Here is a 17,648-nt window from a genome sequence, read left to right as displayed (position 1 = left end):
AATCTAGGTCCCTGATTTTTCGGTTTTCTGTATTTTAACCTGTAAAAATTCTACACATATCACGAATCAGATAATATATTGCTTAAAAAAAGAGCAATAAGTATTTAATAACGACGGATTATTGTCTAAGCTCTTTTCGGACAATAAGAATGAACGCTCCGTCAGTTACTGACTTGTTTCGCAGCACGGCAGGTAAGCCCATGCACATTGCGCCTGATTTACAGCTCCCGAGTCTCCCGGAAGTTACCTTGCGGGCGCTCGATGCTTGTCATCAGGACGAGAGCTACAGAAAAATCAGCGAAATTGTCTCTGCTGATACCGCGCTGGTAGCTCGTATTCTTGCGCTGGCCAATTCCGCACTTTATGGCCCTTCTACTCCGATCCGCTCTGTTGACCAGGCACTCCTGAGACTCGGCACCCGACGTTTCCACACGCTGGTGCTGACCGCAGCCCTGCGCCAACTGCTTTTCGAACTGGGCGGTGACGAATGGCAACAACTCAGAGATTTCTGGCGACACTCGCTGACCACCGCGTTGACCGCCCGGGCCCTGGCAACGCTGACCCGTTATCCGGAGCCTGACGAAGCCTTTATGTTGGGCATGCTTCACAACATTGGCGAGCTGATCGCTATTAAAACGCCAGCCACCGAGGCGAAGCAACACTATCTTGATCATCAGTCCGACATCGCAGCCGAACTCGTTGCCTCCTGGGGCCTCGGGCCAATGGCCTCCGATGCCATGCGCTACCAGCAGGCACTGCCCTCGGAGCTACGGGATGCCGGACATCTGGTGAAGCTGATCAGCCTGGCCACCCGACTGGCACTCTCCGATGCCGCCGGCATTGCAGCGGCAGGCACGGTATTCGGGCTGAACGAGGAGCTGACCCGGGAGATAAATCGCCGCATCGGCCACGAAGTCTCGGGTATGGCTGCATCGCTGGGGATTCCTCTGGACGAGAATTATTGCGGCGAGAGCGCCTCTCGACAGCTGAAACAGACAATTCTGCGCCAGGCCATGGCGAACCAGGCGATCAACCTTGCCGATCTGACCGGAGAAACCGAGGACATTCTCGCCGAGACGGTCAACAGTCTAACGCTGATCACCGGCCTGCCGGCGCTGTGCTTTGGGCACACAGGTGAAAACCTTGTGCTCCTGTCCGGGACCATTGGCGACATTCCTGACCTGGCGGTCACCGCCAAGCCCGGCGGCAGCGTCCTTACGGAAGCCTTTATTTCTGGCCTGCCAGTCAGCCTTGGTGATCGATCCCCGACAGTACTCGACCGACAGTTGCTGTCACTGCTCCATACGCCCTCCATACTTGCAGTACCGGTTAACAATGGCGGGGACTGCCCTGGTGTCTTCGCCCTGGGCACAGACAACGAGCATCTGCCAACAACCCTGGAACTGGCCGATATCTTCACGGCTCAGTTGGCATCGGTACTGGCAGACCGGGTGCCGGCCCAAACCGGTGCCGAAGCCAGTACAGAGAGCCTGGATCAGGAGATCGCCCGCGACCGGCTGCGTAAACAGGTTCACGAAGTCAGCAACCCACTGACCATAATCCGACAGTATATTTACCAGCTGCGAGGCAGGCTTGAAGATGCGGGTGTCCAGCAGGAGCTGGACGTAATCCGGGATGAGCTGGATCGGGCGGGCAATCTTTTACTGCAAATGAGCCATACTGACACCGTGGATCAGGGCGATGACGGGGTTGAGCTAAATGCCGAACTGGAAAGTCTGGCTCGTATCCTTGAAGATAGTCTGTTCAGCTCAGATAGCCGCAGCCTTCGGTTATCGCTTTGCAGCGAGCCAACGCGGGTTGCGGCTGGCCCCACAAGGATTCGGCAGATTGTGATCAATCTGGTTCGAAATGCGGCGGAGAGCCTGGCGGATGATGGCGGCACGGTTGAAATACGGACGTCTTCGCCAGTGTGGCAGAACCACCGAACCTGGGTTGAGTTGGAAATCTCGGACACAGGCAGAGGAATACCCGGTGAGGTCAGGGACGCCCTGTTTTCACCGGTGAAAACCACAAAGGGAGAGGGCCACAGCGGTTTGGGCCTGAGCATTGTGAAACAGCTCGTTGATGACATGGAGGGCATCATTGCTTGTCGCACGGGGCAGGAAGGGACCACCTTCAGGATTCTGCTGCCAGCGGCCAGCCACAAAAAGAATGAGACCGACTGACGCAGAAACAACGGACACAGACCGATGGCACCTGAACATACTGATCAGCCTTTCAGTCACGGGTTAACGGCACGGATACTGGTAGCAGATGACGAACCCCGCCTGCTCAATACACTGGCTTCGCTGCTGCGTAGCCGGGGTTATGACGTTGCGGAAGCTCACGGGGGCCGAAAAGCCTGCGAGCTAATCGACCAGCAAACCTTCGACCTGGCCTTGCTGGATCTCCGGATGCCCGAGGTCACAGGTTTCGACGTTATGGCACACCTTGCCATCGGGCAGCCGGATTGCGGCGTGATCGTGGTCAGCGGCGAAAGTTCGTTCAGTGCTGTGAGCCGCGCACTGCGGCGGGGCGCCCTGGACTACATCCGTAAACCCTTTGATCCTGAGGAACTGCTGGCCACCGTTGAGAGCGTGATCGGAAAAAAGTCACTCCTCGAAGCCCACGAGCATATCCAGATGCGGCTGGAGAAATCCGAGGCGCTGCATCGTTACATCGTTAACAGCTCTCCTGACATCGTGTTCATGCTTGATCAGGACGGTCACTTTTGCTTCGTGAACAGCAAGGTAGAAAGCCTGCTCGGATATAAGCCAGCGGAACTTTGCGGCCAGCATTTCCGCCACATTCTCGACGACCGGGACGTGACCCGTGGGACACTGGCCCTGAAGGGACCAAACATCACTGCAGATAACCCTCGAACCCTGGAAGTCCGCCTTAAAACCCGTGGCAGCCGGCGAGCAACCCGTCATTTCGAGATAACCGCTTTTCCCATCGATCCGCAAACCTGGCCGCACTCCGGTAACACGCAAGGAGGCGGCAGTGGCAACGGCGCCACCTATTATGGGACCGCTCGTGACGTTACCGAGAGGAAGGAAGCCGAGGCCTTCATCAATTTCCAGGCCTACCATGACCTTTTAACGCGATTGCCGAACCGTGCACTTTTCAAGGACCGACTTGAGCTGGCGATCACCCACGCCAACCGTGGTGGCCAGAAGCTGGCGGTTATGTTTCTGGACCTTGACCGTTTCAAGGTCATCAACGACACCCTCGGCCACGCGATGGGAGATCGGCTGTTGCAGGCAGTGACTCACCGGCTCGAGAAATGCCTGCGCAAGGGCGACACCCTTTCCCGGTTCGGTGGCGACGAATTTACCCTGCTCCTGCCCTCCATCCACAATCACGAAGACGCGAGACAGATCGCCAAGAAGCTGATTGATGCCCTGCGGGCACCGTTTCAACTGGGGGATCACGAAGTCTTTGTGGGTGTCAGTATCGGCATCGCAATCTTCCCCGAGGCCGGCGAGACCATGGATCAGCTGATCCAGAACGCCGACATTGCCATGTACCACGTCAAAGGCAAGGGCAAGGACGGTTACCGCTTCTATTCTGACAGCATGAGTATCGATACAGCCAACAGGCTGAACCTCGAGCGGGATCTGCGTCAGGCCCTTGAACGGGACGAGTTGCGAGTGTTCTATCAGCCCCAGGTGTGCTCAACAACCAACCGGGTCGTGGGTCTTGAGGCCCTGGTTCGCTGGCAGCACCCGGAGCGGGGACTGCTTTACCCGAGAGACTTCCTGCCCCTGGCGGAGGAAACCAAATTGATAGGCCAGCTCAGTGAGCGTGTTCTCGACCAGGCCTGCCAGGATGTCGGCCGCTGGATCCAGGAGGGCCACACCCACCTCCGGTTGGCCGTCAATCTGTCCCCCATACAGGTTGAGCATCCGCGGTTTGTAGAAACCCTGATGCAGCAGGTAAAGGCCCACAACTTCCCGGCCGGCAACCTGGAAATCGAAATCACTGAAAACGTGATCATGAACGATCTGGAACAGATCTCCCAGAAGCTCCGGGAACTGGCAGCTCTGGGTGTCCGGATCGCGATCGACGATTTCGGCACAGGCTATTCGTCACTGAATTACCTGCATCGCCTACCCATTCACACCCTCAAAGTCGACCAGTCTTTCGTGAAAGCCATCCGCAGTGGCGACGACGGTGCGTGCATCGTAAACGCCATTGTCGCCATGGCCCATGGACTCAAGCTGGAGATCGTTGCTGAGGGCGTAGAAACCGACGAGCAACTGGATTATCTGCGGAGCCTGGGTTGCCATCAGGTCCAGGGTTTCTTCTACGGCCCTGCCAGGCCCGCCGCCGAGATTTCCAGAACTCTCGGATCCACCAGAGCCAAAGCTGCCTCATTCTGACATACGATTATCGATTGTCAGACACTCCGATATAAAAGCGCGATAGGGTTTGCAAAGTATTGCAGTACGTTACGTTGTGTATCCTGAAATGCGCATTACTGCACATATTTCTCCCACCCTGTTCTCTAAGCTCGAATCCATAGGCGCTGATTACCGGAATGTCCGACATTCTCGGACCAATAACGACAAAAACGGTGACAGCATCCAAGGAACAAGAACAGGCAGCAGTCATCATGCGCGACAAGTACAAATACATCGGTCCCGTCTACGATTTTCTCAGCAATCTCTATAGCGGCAAGAATATTCACCGCTGCAAAACCGCCATGCTGGATGTGGAAACAGTCCGGCCCGGAGACAGGATTCTGTTTGCCGGAGTTGGCCATGGCCGGGACGCCATTCGGGCGGCCGAGCTGGGTGCAGACGTGACCGTGGTGGATTTGTCCGAAACCATGCTGCGGAAGTTTGCCGAAGCTCAGGAAAAAGAGGCGCCACACCTCACGATCCGACGCATCCACAGCGACATCATGAAAGTGGATGAGTTCGAGCAGTACGACATGGTCGTGGCCAATTTCTTCCTGAACGTGTTCGATGAAGACATGATGGTCCGGGTCCTCGAACATCTGATACGGCTGGGCAAAGCCGACGCCCGGGTTGTTGTTGGTGACTTTTCCTACCCTACTGGCAACCTGCTTTCCAGAATGTTCAAGAAGCTTTACTGGTACATGGCCGTCTTCATTTTCTGGCTGTTCGCCAACAATGCCTTCCACAAAATCTACAACTATCCCGAGCACATGCAGCGGCTGGGCCTTCAGGTCACGGACAAGAAGCACTTCAAACTCCTGAACATGAACTGCTACTGGTCCATTCTCGGACGCAAGCAGGCCTGAGCACTTTGCTAGAGATTCACCCAACAAAAACAATCAGGGAGCAGCAGCATGTCGGATCAGATACTCGCACTGGACAGGGTTGGCACACTTGAGAGCGGCTCATTCACGTTTACCGAGCGGGTCGGCTTCCTGAAGAAGTACGGTACCCATTCCCAATCGTTTTCAACGCTCCAACCGGGCATGCAATATTTTGATGTACCGGGCATGGGGTATATCGCCTACATGCGCAAATGGGGCGGCACCTTCGTGCTCTCGGATCCCGTCTGTGCGCCGGAAGACTTTGGCAACCTGCTGGAGAGCTTCCACCAGCGCTTTCCAAACGCCAGTTACATCCAGGTCTCCAAGCCCGTCGTCGATTTCCTGCACCTGCGATTTGGTCTCTACGGCACCCAGTTTGGCAGCGAATCCCGTATCGATCTGGGCCGCTGGTCCCTCAGCGGAAAGAAAAAACAGATCCTGCGGACCGCTTTGAACCAGGCAGAAAAAAACGGTATTACGGTGAAAGAGCGTTTCAGTGACGATCACACCCGTGAAATATCCGAGGCCTGGATTCGAACCCGCAAATGCAAGAGCAATGAAATCCGCTTTCTGATACGTCCCATGGAAATGGACTATCGCGAAAACGAACGGCATTTCTACGCCTATCAGGACGGCAAGGCCGTTGGGTTTATCTATTTTGACCCGATTTATCGCAACAACGAGATTATCAGCTACGTGCCCAATATCTCCCGGGCCAACGCCGATTTCCGACAGGGCATTTTCTATACCCTGATGGCTCATGCGATGGAGGTCTTCAAGGCGGAAGGCGTGCCTTATCTGGATCTCGGACTGATACCCCTTTCACTGGATCCTGCAACAGAGCATCAGGAGAGCAGGCTGTTGAAACGCCTGTTGCACGGGCTCTACGAGAAGGGCAATTTTCTATACAACTTCAAAGGCTTGGAGTTTACAAAGTCGCGCTTTAGGGGAGACAACTTCAAGACCTACTGTTGTCACAAACGGTCGATTCCGGCGCTGGAGTTTCTCGCCATGTTCAAGCTGACCCGGTTGCTGTAGCCCCCAGAGGCTCTCCCGGCCATTGTTCGCTCACCCGTTTGGCCTCCAGCCCCAGGCCCGCCATGAAGGGCGCGATGCCCTTCGGTGCCGGCCCTGAAAACAGCGCAGCGCTCACAGGTTGTTTCCCTGCGCTGGCAACTGGGCCTTGAGCAACATCAAGCCGACCGGTCTGTTCCAGCAGCCAGGCTACCCGTCGGGCAATGGCCTCACCCGAGTCCACCCAGAAACGAACCGTCGGCAGACTCGCCCTCAGACTCTCCAGTAACAGTGGATAGTGAGTGCAACCAAGCACCACGGTGTCCACACCGGCCTCTTTAAAAGGCCTCATGGCTTCGCTCAGCTCGGCAAGCGGAACCTCGATTCCGGAAACCAGGTCCTCTGCCCAGCGCACCAGCCCCGGATGGCCAATACGCTCAATCCTGCAATCGCCAGCGAATTCCTCGACCAGCCTGTCGAGATAAGGCCTGCGAACCGTTGCCGGTGTCGCCAGCAGCCCCATTCGCCGATTCACGGACTTTGCTGCCGCCGGTTTGATGGCCGGCACCACCCCCACAACCGGCACCGCCGTCATCGCACGTAAATGCGGCAGAACCACGGTACTGGCGGTGTTGCAGGCAACCACGATGGCGTCTGACGGGTAGAGCTCGAGCGCTCTGGTGATCAGACTGCAACAACGGTCGATCACAACCGCCTCGGATTTTTCGCCATAGGGAAAGCCTGCGTTGTCTGCCAGATAGACGATCTCCAGTCCCGGCAGTTGCCGGTGAATGCAGGCCGCAACGCTCAGACCACCGACACCGGAGTCAAACACCAGAACCCTTGGAGGTGACTGCCTGCTCAAACCGGAATGCCTCCCCGGGAAATCTCGTGTTCCATGGCCCGGATCAATCGGCCAGAGATGGTGGTTTCCGGTGGTACCGGTGGCGTATCGCCCGGCAGGAACCAGTCGGCATCGGCAAGCTCGTCCTCCTGGAGAACCAGCTCGCCTCCGGCGTAATCGGCGAAGAAGCCGACCATGAGCTGATGGGGGAATGGCCAGGGTTGCGAGGCGTGGTAGCGGATATTGGTGACGTCCAGCCCGGTCTCCTCTTTCACTTCACGGTGCACAGCGCCTTCCAGACTCTCGCCCGGTTCAACAAAACCGGCGATGAGGCTGTAGAAGTGCCGTTTGACCCGCGAGGACTTCGCGAGCAGAAGCCGATCATCCCGGCGTATGACGACAATCACGCAGGGCGCCAGCCTCGGGTACCAGGGAATGCCACAGGGTTCGCACCACTTGGCCCGCTCACGCGGATGGAAACCGGTTTCCTCGCCGCAGCGGCCACAGAATCGGTGGTCGCGCCACCATTGCCAGACCTGAAAGCCGGTACTGAGCATATCCGCCGGCGCATCGCTAACCATCAAAAGCGCATCCCGCAGCGGTACAACCTCCTGATTACCGACGTCGGTGTCCGGCAGTTCGGTCACGAATACACCGCGCCCATTGTAACTGCCCAGAGATACGGAATCGGACAATTCGCCCCGGAAAAGGCTGCTGTCGCCGCTGTGCAGCCAGCCGTTATCGGGCTTGACCACACCCGAACCCGACAGCGCGAGGATCAGATCGCCGTTTTCCGGCCGGCGGGTCGTCCAGCCCGGTATCCACTGAGTCATTGCGATCACCATTCGATGCATCAACTGGGTTATTGGAAGATCAATCGAGAATGTACCACATTGCCGCACCGGCCAAGAATGAAAGGTCCACCTTTCCGCCCTCTACTCAACCAAGTAAACTTGGCACCTGTTTCGTCAACGGAGTTGCCATTTATGCGTCTTTACCAGGGCATTCGCAGCCTGATCCTGACCCTTTTTCGCAAGATACTGTTTATCTGGGTCCGGACTGATGTCAGCGGCAACAGCGTTGAAGCCCTCGCTCTGGATCCCGACAAACCGGTTTGCTACGTGCTGCAATACAGCTCGCTGTCGAGCCGCCTGGTTCTGGAGCAGGAAGTTATCCGTGCAGGACTTCCTGGCGCCACCGAAGCCCTTCCGGTGAAGAACGGCCCGTCCCACTCCTTCTTTTTCCTCTATCGCCGGATCGGTGGCTTTTTCAGGGGGCGTCAGGCGCCGGCACCCACGAACGAGTTTCAGGCCCTGGTTCGCTACGGTCTCGAACATCCGGACCAGGACGTACAGATTGTTCCAGTGTCCCTGTTCTGGGGGCGCTCCCCGGACAAGGAAAAGTCCTTGGTAAAACTTTTGCTGTCCGACACCTGGTCCATCGCCGGCCGGCTTCAGAAGTTACTGATCATCATGGTTCATGGTCGCAACACCTACGTTCAGTTTAACCAGCCGCTCTCACTGAAACAGGTGATCGACGAATACCGGCACAGCGAGGAGCGGGCCAACCGCAAGCTGGCCCGGATCCTGAGAACCCACTTCCGCCGGGTTCGCCAGGCGGTACTGGGGCCAGACTTGTCCCATCGCCGTACCCTGGTGGCAGGTCTGGTGCGCACCCAGGCGGTCAAGGAAGCCATCCGGGAGACCGCTGCCAGAGACGACATACCACCTGAGAAAGTCCGCGCCAAGGCCTACAAATATGCGGATGAGATTGCGGCGAGCATGTCCGTTGTCACGATTCGATTCATGGAGGTGCTGTTGTCATGGCTCTGGAACCGGATCTACAACGGCATTGCCATCAACAATATCCGGGTGGTGAAGGAAGTGGCGCAAGACAATGCCGTGGTTTACGTGCCCTGCCATCGTTCACACATCGACTACCTGCTGCTGTCCTACGTGCTTTACAAGAATGGCCTGATGCCTCCGCACATCGCCGCAGGGATCAATCTCAACATGCCCATTGTCGGCCCGATCCTGCGCCGTGGCGGGGCGTTCTTTATGCGCCGCAGTTTCAAGGACAACCCGCTGTACGCCACCGTGTTCAATGAATACATGCACGTGATGTTCTCCCGGGGCTATTCCGTCGAGTATTTCATCGAAGGCGGCCGAAGCCGCACAGGCCGCATGCTGCAGCCCCGCCCCGGCATGCTGGCAATGACCGTACGCAGTTTCCTTCGGGACCATCGCAAACCCATCGTATTCGTGCCCGTGTACATCGGCTATGAGAAAGTGATGGAAGGCCGCTCCTACCTGGGTGAACTTCGTGGCAAGAAAAAGGAAAAAGAAAGCGTATTCGGTCTTGCCAAGACCGTTCGCAAACTCAGTAACTCCTTTGGTCGGGTTTCAGTCAACTTTGGCGAAGCCATTCATTTGTCTGAGGTTCTGGACGATGTTCACGGTAGTTGGCGCGACGAGGCCTACGACGCCGAGTATCGTCCGAAGTGGCTTAACAGCGCGGTTTCAGAGCTGTCCTTCCGGGTAGCGTCGAACATCAACGCGTCGGTTGCGGTAAACCCGATCGGCATGGCCGCCACGGTTCTTCTTGGTACCGAGCGACTGGCCATGGACGAGGGACAGTTGATCCGCTTGATGGATCAATACGCCGCCCTGCTAAAGGCTTTCCCGTATGCGGAAACGGTAACCCTGCCCGAGGGGTCCGGCAAAGACTGGATCGCCTACTGTGAAGGCATGGGCCTGGTGACGCGCCAGCCGCAGAAGCTGGGCGACATTATTGCCCTCGAAGGCAGCAACGCAATCCTGATGACCTATTACCGGAACAACATCCAGCACCTGTTTGCGCTGCCCTCACTGATCGCCAGCCTTTTCGAGAACAAGGATTCGCTGGGCCGGGACAAGATTGTGTTCCTCGCCAGCGTAGCCTACCCCTACCTGCAATCGGAACTGTTCCTGAAATACCAGCCCGATGAAGCCAGGAAGGTCATCAATCAGTGGATTGATGTTCTCATCGAACATGACTTGCTGAAGCCCCTGGAAGATGACCGGATCGGTCGACCCGAGGAAGGTACCGAAGCCATGCTGAGGCTCAGGGTTCTGTCCCGCTTCATCATCCAGACGGTTGAGCGCTACCACATCGCTCTGGGCATTCTCCGCAAATACGGCTCGGGCAAGATCAGCGCCGCTGAACTGGAGGAACAGAGCGCGCTGCTGGCCGAGCGGATGTCGATCCTGTTCGGCCTGAATGCGCCGGAGTTTTTCGACAAGAGCCTGTTCCGCAACTTCATTGCCAATATGCAGAACAATGGCGTTATCACCACCGATGACAATGGCCTGCTCTGCTATGGGGAGGGGCTGGATGAGGTGGCGGACGATGCCCGCCTGGTGCTGAGTGTCGAGAAGCGACAGGCAATCCAGCAGGTCACCATGCTGGGTGCCTGATGGCATTTACTGCGGTGGCAGCGCCCGGATGGCGTACACATCGTAGCGGCTGCTCTTGCCCTCGATGCGGGTGGTTGGCTCCGCCCCCTCAATGGCCGATGCCTTACGGGGCCGCTTGACCACCACCCGGTAACGGGCGCGCTCCAGAGCGGCCGCGAGTAATTGTGCGGAATCCTCGTCGTCTCCTACGATAGTGCGGAAAACCTGCATTTCCTTTTTTACCAGGGCCGACTTGTCCCGATGCGGAAACATCGGGTCCAGGTAGACAACATCCGCCGCCTTGGTGCCTGGTCGGGCCAGCCAGTCAATACTGCTGCCCTCCAGCAGTCGCATGCGCTCGACAATGGCCGCACAATCCACATTCAGGGCTGCGCGCGCAAGACCATCGGCCAAGAGAGCGTGAATGACCGGGTTACGCTCGAACAGGGTAACCGTGCAGCCAAGGCTGGCAAGCACAAAGGCATCCTGGCCAAGCCCTGCCGTCGCATCAACGATATGCAATGCGGCCCGTGTTTTCTGCAAGCCGACCGCCTTGGCCACCAACTGGCCCGCGCCACCGCCGTGCTCCCGCCGATACCCCATCTTGCCGGTCACGAATTCTGCACGCACCGGTCCCGGCGCACCTTTGCCAGTCATCTGCAGGCCAAGGCCCTGCTCATCCAGGAACAGTAAAACCGGGAAGTCGCGGATGTCTCTGGGGCGGACGACACCAAGATTCGGGACCCCGAGCGAATCGGCAAGAGCATCGGCCTGCAATCGGTCACCCAATGCACTGCGGGCAACAGCGACGATGTTCTGGAAACGTTCAGAGCGGGCGTACGGAGCGGACGGGGACGAGTCAGGCATCAGACCAGAATATCAATTCCGGCCAGGCTACCATTGCCGCCAGTTTCCTGACCGGCTGCGGCAACAGAGGCAAAGGTCGACAGCGCCCTGGCGGCTGGCAGGGACACTTCGTCTGCTCGGAACCGCTCCAGACGGGCGTCTTCAGCGGCACGACGGGCTTCTACACGCCGCTCGAGGCTTTCGGTCGCATTGCGGTCGCTGACAACACCCTGATTGCCATCGGCAAGGTCACGGCGGGCCGCGTCAGGTGTTTTTTCGGGCGTTGATGCCGGCGCACGGGCCGCATCGCTGCGCTCCCTGACCAGACTGTTGTTGCCGGTCTGGAAATTGAAATTGTTACCCGGGTTAATTCCGCCAATCATGTTCAGATACCGCTGGCCGGATGACAGGAAAACGTGAAATGGAAGTATGGAAGATTATCGCACGGAAGAAAAGACAGCTGGTCAGCTTTTACCCAAAGCGGATTGCCCGGATCAGACCGGGCGGCCGGGGTCACTATCGACCAGGCAGTTTTTTCCAGGCCACTTCATCCCTGATGTAGACAGGTTGAGCCTGCTCCGCCGGCACCGCCTTGCCCTGCCCGAATGCGATCACCGCCAGGCGCGCAACCCAGGCTGCTCGCAGCACCAGGGTTTCATCGACGGGATCAACGCGCCCTGACACCTCCGCTGGCATGGCGGAGCGGTATTGCCAGCCCGGCCCTGCTCCGCACCAGCGCTCGGGGCCCGCTGGCAGTGTGACTGCCTCGGGTGGACAGACCTGTTCCGAAGCCAACGCCTCAGGCAGTCCTGCCCGGGCAGCGAAGCAGCCCCAATACACCTCGCCCATGCGGGCATCAAAGGCTACCGCAATACCGGTTTCCTCGTGAGGATCCAGAGCATCCATGGCACCCAGCGCCACGGCCTGCAGTGAAGACACCGGCACCACCGGAATGTCCAGCCCCCAGGCAAGACCCTGCACAACACCGGTCGCGATCCTGACACCGGTAAAAGAGCCCGGCCCGCAGGCAAAGGCCAGGGCATCAAGCTCTGCCGGAGCAAGATTCTTCTCCGCCAGAAGCTCCCGCACCATCGGCATCAATAGCCGGGTATGGCCTCTGGGGGCAAGCTCAAAGCGTTCGGAGATTTCGCCATCAACAAGAAGGGCTGCCGAGCAGCCCTCCGATGACGTATCCAGTGCCAACAGTTTCACCGGTGTGAAAACCTCAGGTCAGGATGCCAATTTATTTGAGTTCAGACAGGATCTGGTCGCGAATGCTGTCCAGACTGCCAACGCCCTCGACACGGACGTATTTCGGTGCCGCGGCCGGCTCTTTCGACGCCCAGTCCTGGTAGTAGCCAACCAGCGGTGCAGTCTGGTCGTGGTAGATTTTCAGACGCTTGCGAACCGTCTCTTCCTTGTCGTCCTCACGTTGAACCAGCGGTTCTCCGGTCTGGTCATCCTTACCCTCGACCTTGGGCGGATCGTATTTCACGTGGTAGATACGACCGCTTCCCTCGTGCACCCGGCGACCGGACAGACGGCTGACAATTTCTTCGTCATCCACGGCAATTTCGACCACATAGTCGATGGCAATTCCCTGGTCTTTCAGAGCTTCAGCCTGGGGGATGGTCCGCGGGAAACCGTCGAGCAGGAAACCGTTCTTGCAATCAGGCTGTTGAATACGCTCTTCGATCAGCGCAATGATGATGTCGTCAGACACCAGGCCGCCCGTTGCCATGACTTCCTTTACCTGCTTGCCCAGCTCGGACTCGGCTTTCACCGCCGCACGCAGCATGTCACCGGTGGAGATCTGGGGAATATCAAACCGTTCAGTAATGAACTGGGCCTGAGTTCCCTTGCCTGCGCCCGGCGCGCCTAACATGATGATTCGCATAACGCTGTGCTCCCGTTTTAGTCATTATCATTTGAAAAGCTGTGGCAAAAACCCGTGCCTTTGCGACAGCCTCTCCTGCACGGAACAGGTGTCAGCCGAAATCGGCGAAGGCGCATTATACGAAGTCAGCCACGTCAGAGAAAGTCGACCTCCGTATCATGCACCGGAAGTCCGTATTTCCCAGCGAATAACGACAGGGTGTCAGGATGACAGGGAGCTGGCCAGTGCGTCCAGATCCGGAGCCACACGATCCAGTTCAGCATTCAGTTCTTCCACAACATTGGGCGTCAGTCCCAGGCCTTCCAGCAAAGCGGGCACGTCGTCGGCATTGAATTCATCGCCAATACCGCGGTCCTTCAACAGGGCGTTGGCCAGCTGTACCATCAAAACATAGTTCTCGTGCTCGCCATGGTAACCTGATTGTTGATGCACACCGGCCGCCTTGACCACAGGATCAGGCAGTTGCCATAAACGGTGGAGGATACCGCCGATAGCGCCATGGCCCACCGACAGGATTTCCTGGCCATTGCCCTGCCCGAACACCTGCTGCTCAAGCGAGTGCATGCTGGCTTCAGGATTCGCTTCGCGAAGCTCATTGAGCTCATCAAATTCGGCCGGGAACAGATGCCCGACCAGCAACAGGCCGAAGTTGTGCAACAGGCCGCAGAGATAGCCCAGCCCCTTTTCGGCGCCACATCGCGGCGCAATGATCTGGCAAAGGAACGCGCAGTACAGGGAGTGGCGCCAGAAATTGTCCATGCCCAGAATGCCGTGACGGGGTACTTCAAAGGCACGAACGGAGGCGATGCCCAGGGCGATGTGGGCCACACGATCGAAGCCCAGCACACGGGTGACCGCCTCCTGCACCGAATTGACCTGGCCGGGATAATTGAACAGTGCAGAACGGGCGTAACGCATGATCTGTGCCGTGAGACTGGGATCAAACTCGATCAGCTCTGCCAGCTCACGAGCCGTCGCATCGGTGTTGGCAGTCAGCCGCAAAATACGCAGTGCCAGGGCCGGCATGGGGGGCAGACGGTAAAGTTTCTGTAGCTTGTCGGCCACTTCCTCGAGCGTCAGCGCCTCGCGGTTGCCGTTACCCGGCCCCCGGATAACCAGGTGGCCCGCCCTGGCACCGGCCAGGGCCAGACGGAAGGATCGGCCATCCATCTCTAGCAGGGAATGATCAGTGCCACTGGAAAACACGACCTGATCCGCCAGCATCACATCCTCGTCCACGATAACGGGCAGCTCGTAAGCCTGTCCGATGGGCGGGGTGAAGCCGGGATCACAGTCACTGAACAGGCGCATGGTCTGCCGTGCGGTCAGCGGCTGGAGACGGCGACCGGTCAGCTGGTGAACGGCATCCGGGTCCAGGGAACTGTCGAACTTGTGCACGGCCATCACGACACCGGTAATGTCGATCAGCAGAGTGGCCTGTACAAAGCTGTCCTGAGACATCCCCGAGGCAATCACTGCCGCATCCAGGCTGGTGATCTGATCTATCGGCAACTCCCGATAAGTGATGCCCTTGCGGGCGAGAAAACGTTCCAATCGTGCAGCCAGAGCCACAGCTTACTCCCTTTGTTCTTGGTCGGTGGCCAGACTACCCGGCCTTGTCCCGGCGCTTTTTTCTATTCTGCTGCAAGGTCAGCCAGTATTCCGCATGCCCGCAGCGATACCTGCCATGGTGACTTTCAGTGCTCTTTCCACCAGTTCCGGCACCTCGCCCTTGCCTTCACTTTCCCGGTCCCGCCGTAGCAATTCGGCCTGAAGGTAGTGCAGCGGATCCGTGTATGGGTTACGCACCCTCATCGAATGCGCAAAGACGGGTTCTCCCTCCAGCAGATCCGTTTGCTCCTTGAGTTCCAGAAGTCGCTCGATACAACCCTGGAGGCGCACGCGAAGACTCTCCCCCAGGGCTTTCAACCGATCATCGTCCAGCAGCGTCTGCTCATAATAGCTGGCGATGCGCAGGTCTGCCTTGGCCAGCACCATTTCCAGCATATCTACATAGGTACGGAAGAACGGCCAGCCCTGCATCATCTCACGCAATACCGGAAGCCGGTGGTCCCGGGCCGCCTCTTCAAGCGCCACGTCACTGCCCAGCCAACTGGGCAGCATCAGCCGCATCTGGGTCCAGGCGAATATCCACGGAATGGCCCGAAGGCTTTCCACGCCACCGGTGGCCTTCCTCCGGGCCGGGCGACTTCCGAGTGCCAGTTTCCCCAGCGCCTGTTCCGGCGTGACCTGGCGGAAATAGGGCACGAAGTCGGGATTTTCCCGGACCACATCGCGGTAGGCTTTCAAGGACCGCTCGGTAAGCCAGTCCATGGTTTCACGCCAGCTGTCTTCGGGCTGGGGTGGCGGGGCCAGGGTAGCTTCGATAACCGCCGTGGTGTAGAGCGTCAGGCTCTGAACCGCCAGCCTCGGCAAACCGAACTTGAAGCGGATCATTTCGCCCTGCTCGGTAATCCGGAAACTGCCGTTTACCGAGCCCGGCGGCTGGGACAGTATCGCCCTGTTGGCTGGTCCGCCGCCACGGCCAACGGTACCGCCCCGGCCGTGGAACAGGGTCAGATGTACGCCATACTGGCGGGCAACATGGGTAAGTTTCTCTTGGGCCTGGTACTGGGCCCAGGCCGCCATCAGCTGGCCGGCATCCTTGGAGGAATCCGAATAACCGATCATCACTTCCTGCCTGCCCTGGCAATACTCCCGATACCACTCAACCTCGTACAGCGCAGACATGCTGTCTGGAGCACCACGCAGGTCATCCAGGGTCTCAAACAGAGGCACGACCCGCATCGGAAACTTCATTCCGGATTCCCTGAGCAGCAAAATCACGCTCAATACATCAGAGGGCTTGCTGGCCATGGAGATAACATAGGACCCGAGGGCTTCCGGCGTTTGCTGCGCCACCACTTCACAGGTTGCCAGCACCTCGCCGACCGATTCGGAGGGCTCCCAATTTCGGGGGACCAGTGGGCGCCGGCCCTGAAGTTCCTTCACCAGGAATGCCTGGCGTTCCTGTTCTGACCAGGACAGATAATCCCCCAGGCCAAGATAATCGACCATTTCGGCAACCGCCTCCGCGTGGCGGCTGGCCTCCTGGCGGATGTCCAGACGAATCAAAGGCAGGCCAAAAGTATGCGCCCGGCGGATGGTATCCAGCAGCGGACCATTGGCGATGTCCTCGAGTCCGCACTCAACCAGGGATCGGTAACAGAGCTCCAGGGGACCGGTGAAATCCTCGTTCTCAAAGAGAATACCGTTGGCATCCGCGGTCTCGCCGTTGACGCTCGCCTCTGCCCAGTCCCGGGTTCTGATCAGCCGCTCACGGAGTTCGGCGAGCACATGGCGGTAGGGTTCCCGGGAGTCACCAACAACGGCCTTGAGCTCGTCGCTGGCCTGCCACATGGACAGTTCGGCCCGCAGCGCCTGAATATCACGAAGATAGAGATCCGCTGCCATCCAGCGGCCAAGCAGGAAGACCCGGCGGGTCACCTTGTGGGTGACATTCGGATTGCCATCACGATCACCGCCCATCCAGGATGCAATGCGGATGGGGGATGCCTGCAGGGGAAGGCCCTTTCCGGTCGCGTCTTCCAGCGACGTATCCAGGCTCCTCAGAAACTGTGGCAGGGCCTGCCACAGACTGTTTTCAATGACCGCAAAGCCCCATTTGGCCTCATCCACTGCGGTTGGTCGCTCCTGACGAATCTCGTCGGTGTGCCAGGCTTCAGTAACCAGCTGAGACAGGCGATTGACGATTTCCTCCCGTTCAGCGGGCATGAGGTCGTCATGGTCCAGACGCGCCAGGCAGTCCGACATCTCGTCGTATTTCATAATAAGGGTGCGACGCGCCACCTCAGTGGGGTGGGCCGTGAGCACAAACTCAATTCGCAGATCCGCCACCCTCTGATGCAGTTCCTCCGGCGTGACATCACCTTGCTTGAGCCGCTCAAACACCTCCCCGAGCGATTCGACCATCAGGTCAGACTGGTGCCCGCGTTTGCGACGAATACCATGGTACTGCTCGGCAAGGTTGGCCAGGTTCAGGAACTGGTTGAAAGCACGGGTCACCGGAAGCAGCTCATCATCGCTCAACTTGCGCAGCAGATTGACCAGTCGCTGGCCGGACCCGCTTTCCTGGCGACGGTCGGACTTGGCAGCCGCCCGGATTTCCTCAATCAGCTCGTAGCATTCCTGTCCGGGATACCGCCGTATGCTCTGGCCCAGAAGTTCACCCAGCATTCGTACGTTTTCTCGGAGTTCGGGATGTAGCTCAGTCACATTGACGTCCTTTTGAATTGACGGAGG

The 17,648-nt window shown here is 58.2% G+C and carries 13 protein-coding genes; 5 read left to right on the top strand and 8 right to left on the bottom strand.

Going from position 1 to position 17,648, the window contains the following annotated elements; all coding sequences use genetic code 11:
• Window positions 1-200: 200 nt before the first annotated feature.
• The 4 genes from HP15_RS04050 (at window position 201) to HP15_RS04035 (ending at window position 6,328) form a co-directional block, all read left to right on the top strand.
• The gene (locus tag HP15_RS04050; RefSeq protein ID WP_014576302.1) at window positions 201-2,186 is read left to right on the top strand and encodes an HDOD domain-containing protein; all 1,986 of its coding nucleotides are present in this window, start codon (window positions 201-203) and stop codon (window positions 2,184-2,186) included.
• A 24-nt stretch (window positions 2,187-2,210) separates the two neighbouring features.
• Window positions 2,211-4,385 carry an EAL domain-containing response regulator gene (locus HP15_RS04045; protein ID WP_014576301.1) on the top strand — a complete coding sequence of 725 codons (2,175 nt, stop codon included), beginning with the start codon at window positions 2,211-2,213 and terminating at the stop codon, window positions 4,383-4,385.
• A 233-nt stretch (window positions 4,386-4,618) separates the two neighbouring features.
• Window positions 4,619-5,272: a class I SAM-dependent methyltransferase gene (locus tag HP15_RS04040; RefSeq protein ID WP_041645012.1), complete on the top strand. Its 654-nt coding sequence runs from the start codon at window positions 4,619-4,621 to the stop codon at window positions 5,270-5,272.
• A gap of 48 nt (window positions 5,273-5,320) precedes the next feature.
• Window positions 5,321-6,328: a DUF2156 domain-containing protein gene (locus tag HP15_RS04035; RefSeq protein ID WP_014576299.1), complete on the top strand. Its 1,008-nt coding sequence runs from the start codon at window positions 5,321-5,323 to the stop codon at window positions 6,326-6,328.
• Here the strand turns inward: HP15_RS04035 and murI are convergent.
• Window positions 6,306-7,169 (bottom strand): glutamate racemase, encoded by an 864-nt coding sequence (gene murI, locus HP15_RS04030; protein ID WP_041645011.1) that lies wholly within the window; start codon window positions 7,167-7,169, stop codon window positions 6,306-6,308. The genes HP15_RS04035 and murI overlap by 23 nt on opposite strands.
• Window positions 7,166-7,981 (bottom strand): NAD(+) diphosphatase, encoded by an 816-nt coding sequence (gene nudC / locus HP15_RS04025; protein ID WP_041645010.1) that lies wholly within the window; start codon window positions 7,979-7,981, stop codon window positions 7,166-7,168. The genes murI and nudC overlap by 4 nt, the downstream gene beginning before the upstream one ends.
• A gap of 153 nt (window positions 7,982-8,134) precedes the next feature.
• Here nudC and plsB point away from each other — a divergent pair, with 153 nt between their 5' ends.
• Complete coding sequence (plsB, locus tag HP15_RS04020) at window positions 8,135-10,603, top strand: glycerol-3-phosphate 1-O-acyltransferase PlsB (RefSeq protein ID WP_014576296.1); 2,469 nt, start codon at window positions 8,135-8,137, stop codon at window positions 10,601-10,603.
• Between the two features lie 6 nt (window positions 10,604-10,609).
• Here the strand turns inward: plsB and HP15_RS04015 are convergent, their stop codons facing one another.
• From HP15_RS04015 to ppc, 6 genes are all read right to left on the bottom strand, one after another.
• Window positions 10,610-11,449, bottom strand: coding sequence for a class I SAM-dependent methyltransferase (locus tag HP15_RS04015; protein WP_014576295.1), 840 nt, complete (start codon window positions 11,447-11,449; stop codon window positions 10,610-10,612).
• Complete coding sequence (locus HP15_RS04010; protein ID WP_008176150.1) at window positions 11,449-11,811, bottom strand: hypothetical protein; 363 nt, start codon at window positions 11,809-11,811, stop codon at window positions 11,449-11,451. Before HP15_RS04010 ends, HP15_RS04015 begins: the two co-directional genes overlap by 1 nt.
• Before the next feature lie 133 nt (window positions 11,812-11,944).
• Window positions 11,945-12,640: a tRNA (adenosine(37)-N6)-threonylcarbamoyltransferase complex dimerization subunit type 1 TsaB gene (gene tsaB, locus HP15_RS04005; RefSeq protein WP_008176152.1), complete on the bottom strand. Its 696-nt coding sequence runs from the start codon at window positions 12,638-12,640 to the stop codon at window positions 11,945-11,947.
• 31 nt (window positions 12,641-12,671) lie between these two features.
• Complete coding sequence (adk, locus tag HP15_RS04000) at window positions 12,672-13,325, bottom strand: adenylate kinase (RefSeq protein WP_008176153.1); 654 nt, start codon at window positions 13,323-13,325, stop codon at window positions 12,672-12,674.
• 201 nt (window positions 13,326-13,526) lie between these two features.
• Window positions 13,527-14,897: an HDOD domain-containing protein gene (locus HP15_RS03995; RefSeq protein WP_014576294.1), complete on the bottom strand. Its 1,371-nt coding sequence runs from the start codon at window positions 14,895-14,897 to the stop codon at window positions 13,527-13,529.
• Between the two features lie 78 nt (window positions 14,898-14,975).
• Complete coding sequence (gene ppc / locus HP15_RS03990; protein ID WP_081449815.1) at window positions 14,976-17,621, bottom strand: phosphoenolpyruvate carboxylase; 2,646 nt, start codon at window positions 17,619-17,621, stop codon at window positions 14,976-14,978.
• Window positions 17,622-17,648: the final 27 nt, after the last annotated feature.

Origin of the sequence: Marinobacter adhaerens HP15, assembly GCF_000166295.1 — a bacterium.
GTDB lineage: Bacteria > Pseudomonadota > Gammaproteobacteria > Pseudomonadales > Oleiphilaceae > Marinobacter > Marinobacter adhaerens.
This window is presented reverse-complemented; position numbering and strand designations above follow the sequence as displayed.

Excerpts from the sequence above, each read along its gene's own strand:
- HP15_RS04045 (WP_014576301.1), top strand. The coding sequence starts at position 2,211 with ATGGCACCTGAACATACTGATCAGCCTTTCAGTCACGGGTTAACGGCA.
- adk (WP_008176153.1), bottom strand. The coding sequence starts at position 13,325 with ATGCGAATCATCATGTTAGGCGCGCCGGGCGCAGGCAAGGGAACTCAG.
- HP15_RS04010 (WP_008176150.1), bottom strand. The coding sequence starts at position 11,811 with ATGATTGGCGGAATTAACCCGGGTAACAATTTCAATTTCCAGACCGGC.
- HP15_RS04050 (WP_014576302.1), top strand. The coding sequence starts at position 201 with ATGCACATTGCGCCTGATTTACAGCTCCCGAGTCTCCCGGAAGTTACC.
- plsB (WP_014576296.1), top strand. The coding sequence starts at position 8,135 with ATGCGTCTTTACCAGGGCATTCGCAGCCTGATCCTGACCCTTTTTCGC.
- HP15_RS04040 (WP_041645012.1), top strand. The coding sequence starts at position 4,619 with ATGCGCGACAAGTACAAATACATCGGTCCCGTCTACGATTTTCTCAGC.
- HP15_RS04015 (WP_014576295.1), bottom strand. The coding sequence starts at position 11,449 with ATGCCTGACTCGTCCCCGTCCGCTCCGTACGCCCGCTCTGAACGTTTC.
- HP15_RS04035 (WP_014576299.1), top strand. The coding sequence starts at position 5,321 with ATGTCGGATCAGATACTCGCACTGGACAGGGTTGGCACACTTGAGAGC.
- nudC (WP_041645010.1), bottom strand. The coding sequence starts at position 7,981 with ATGACTCAGTGGATACCGGGCTGGACGACCCGCCGGCCGGAAAACGGC.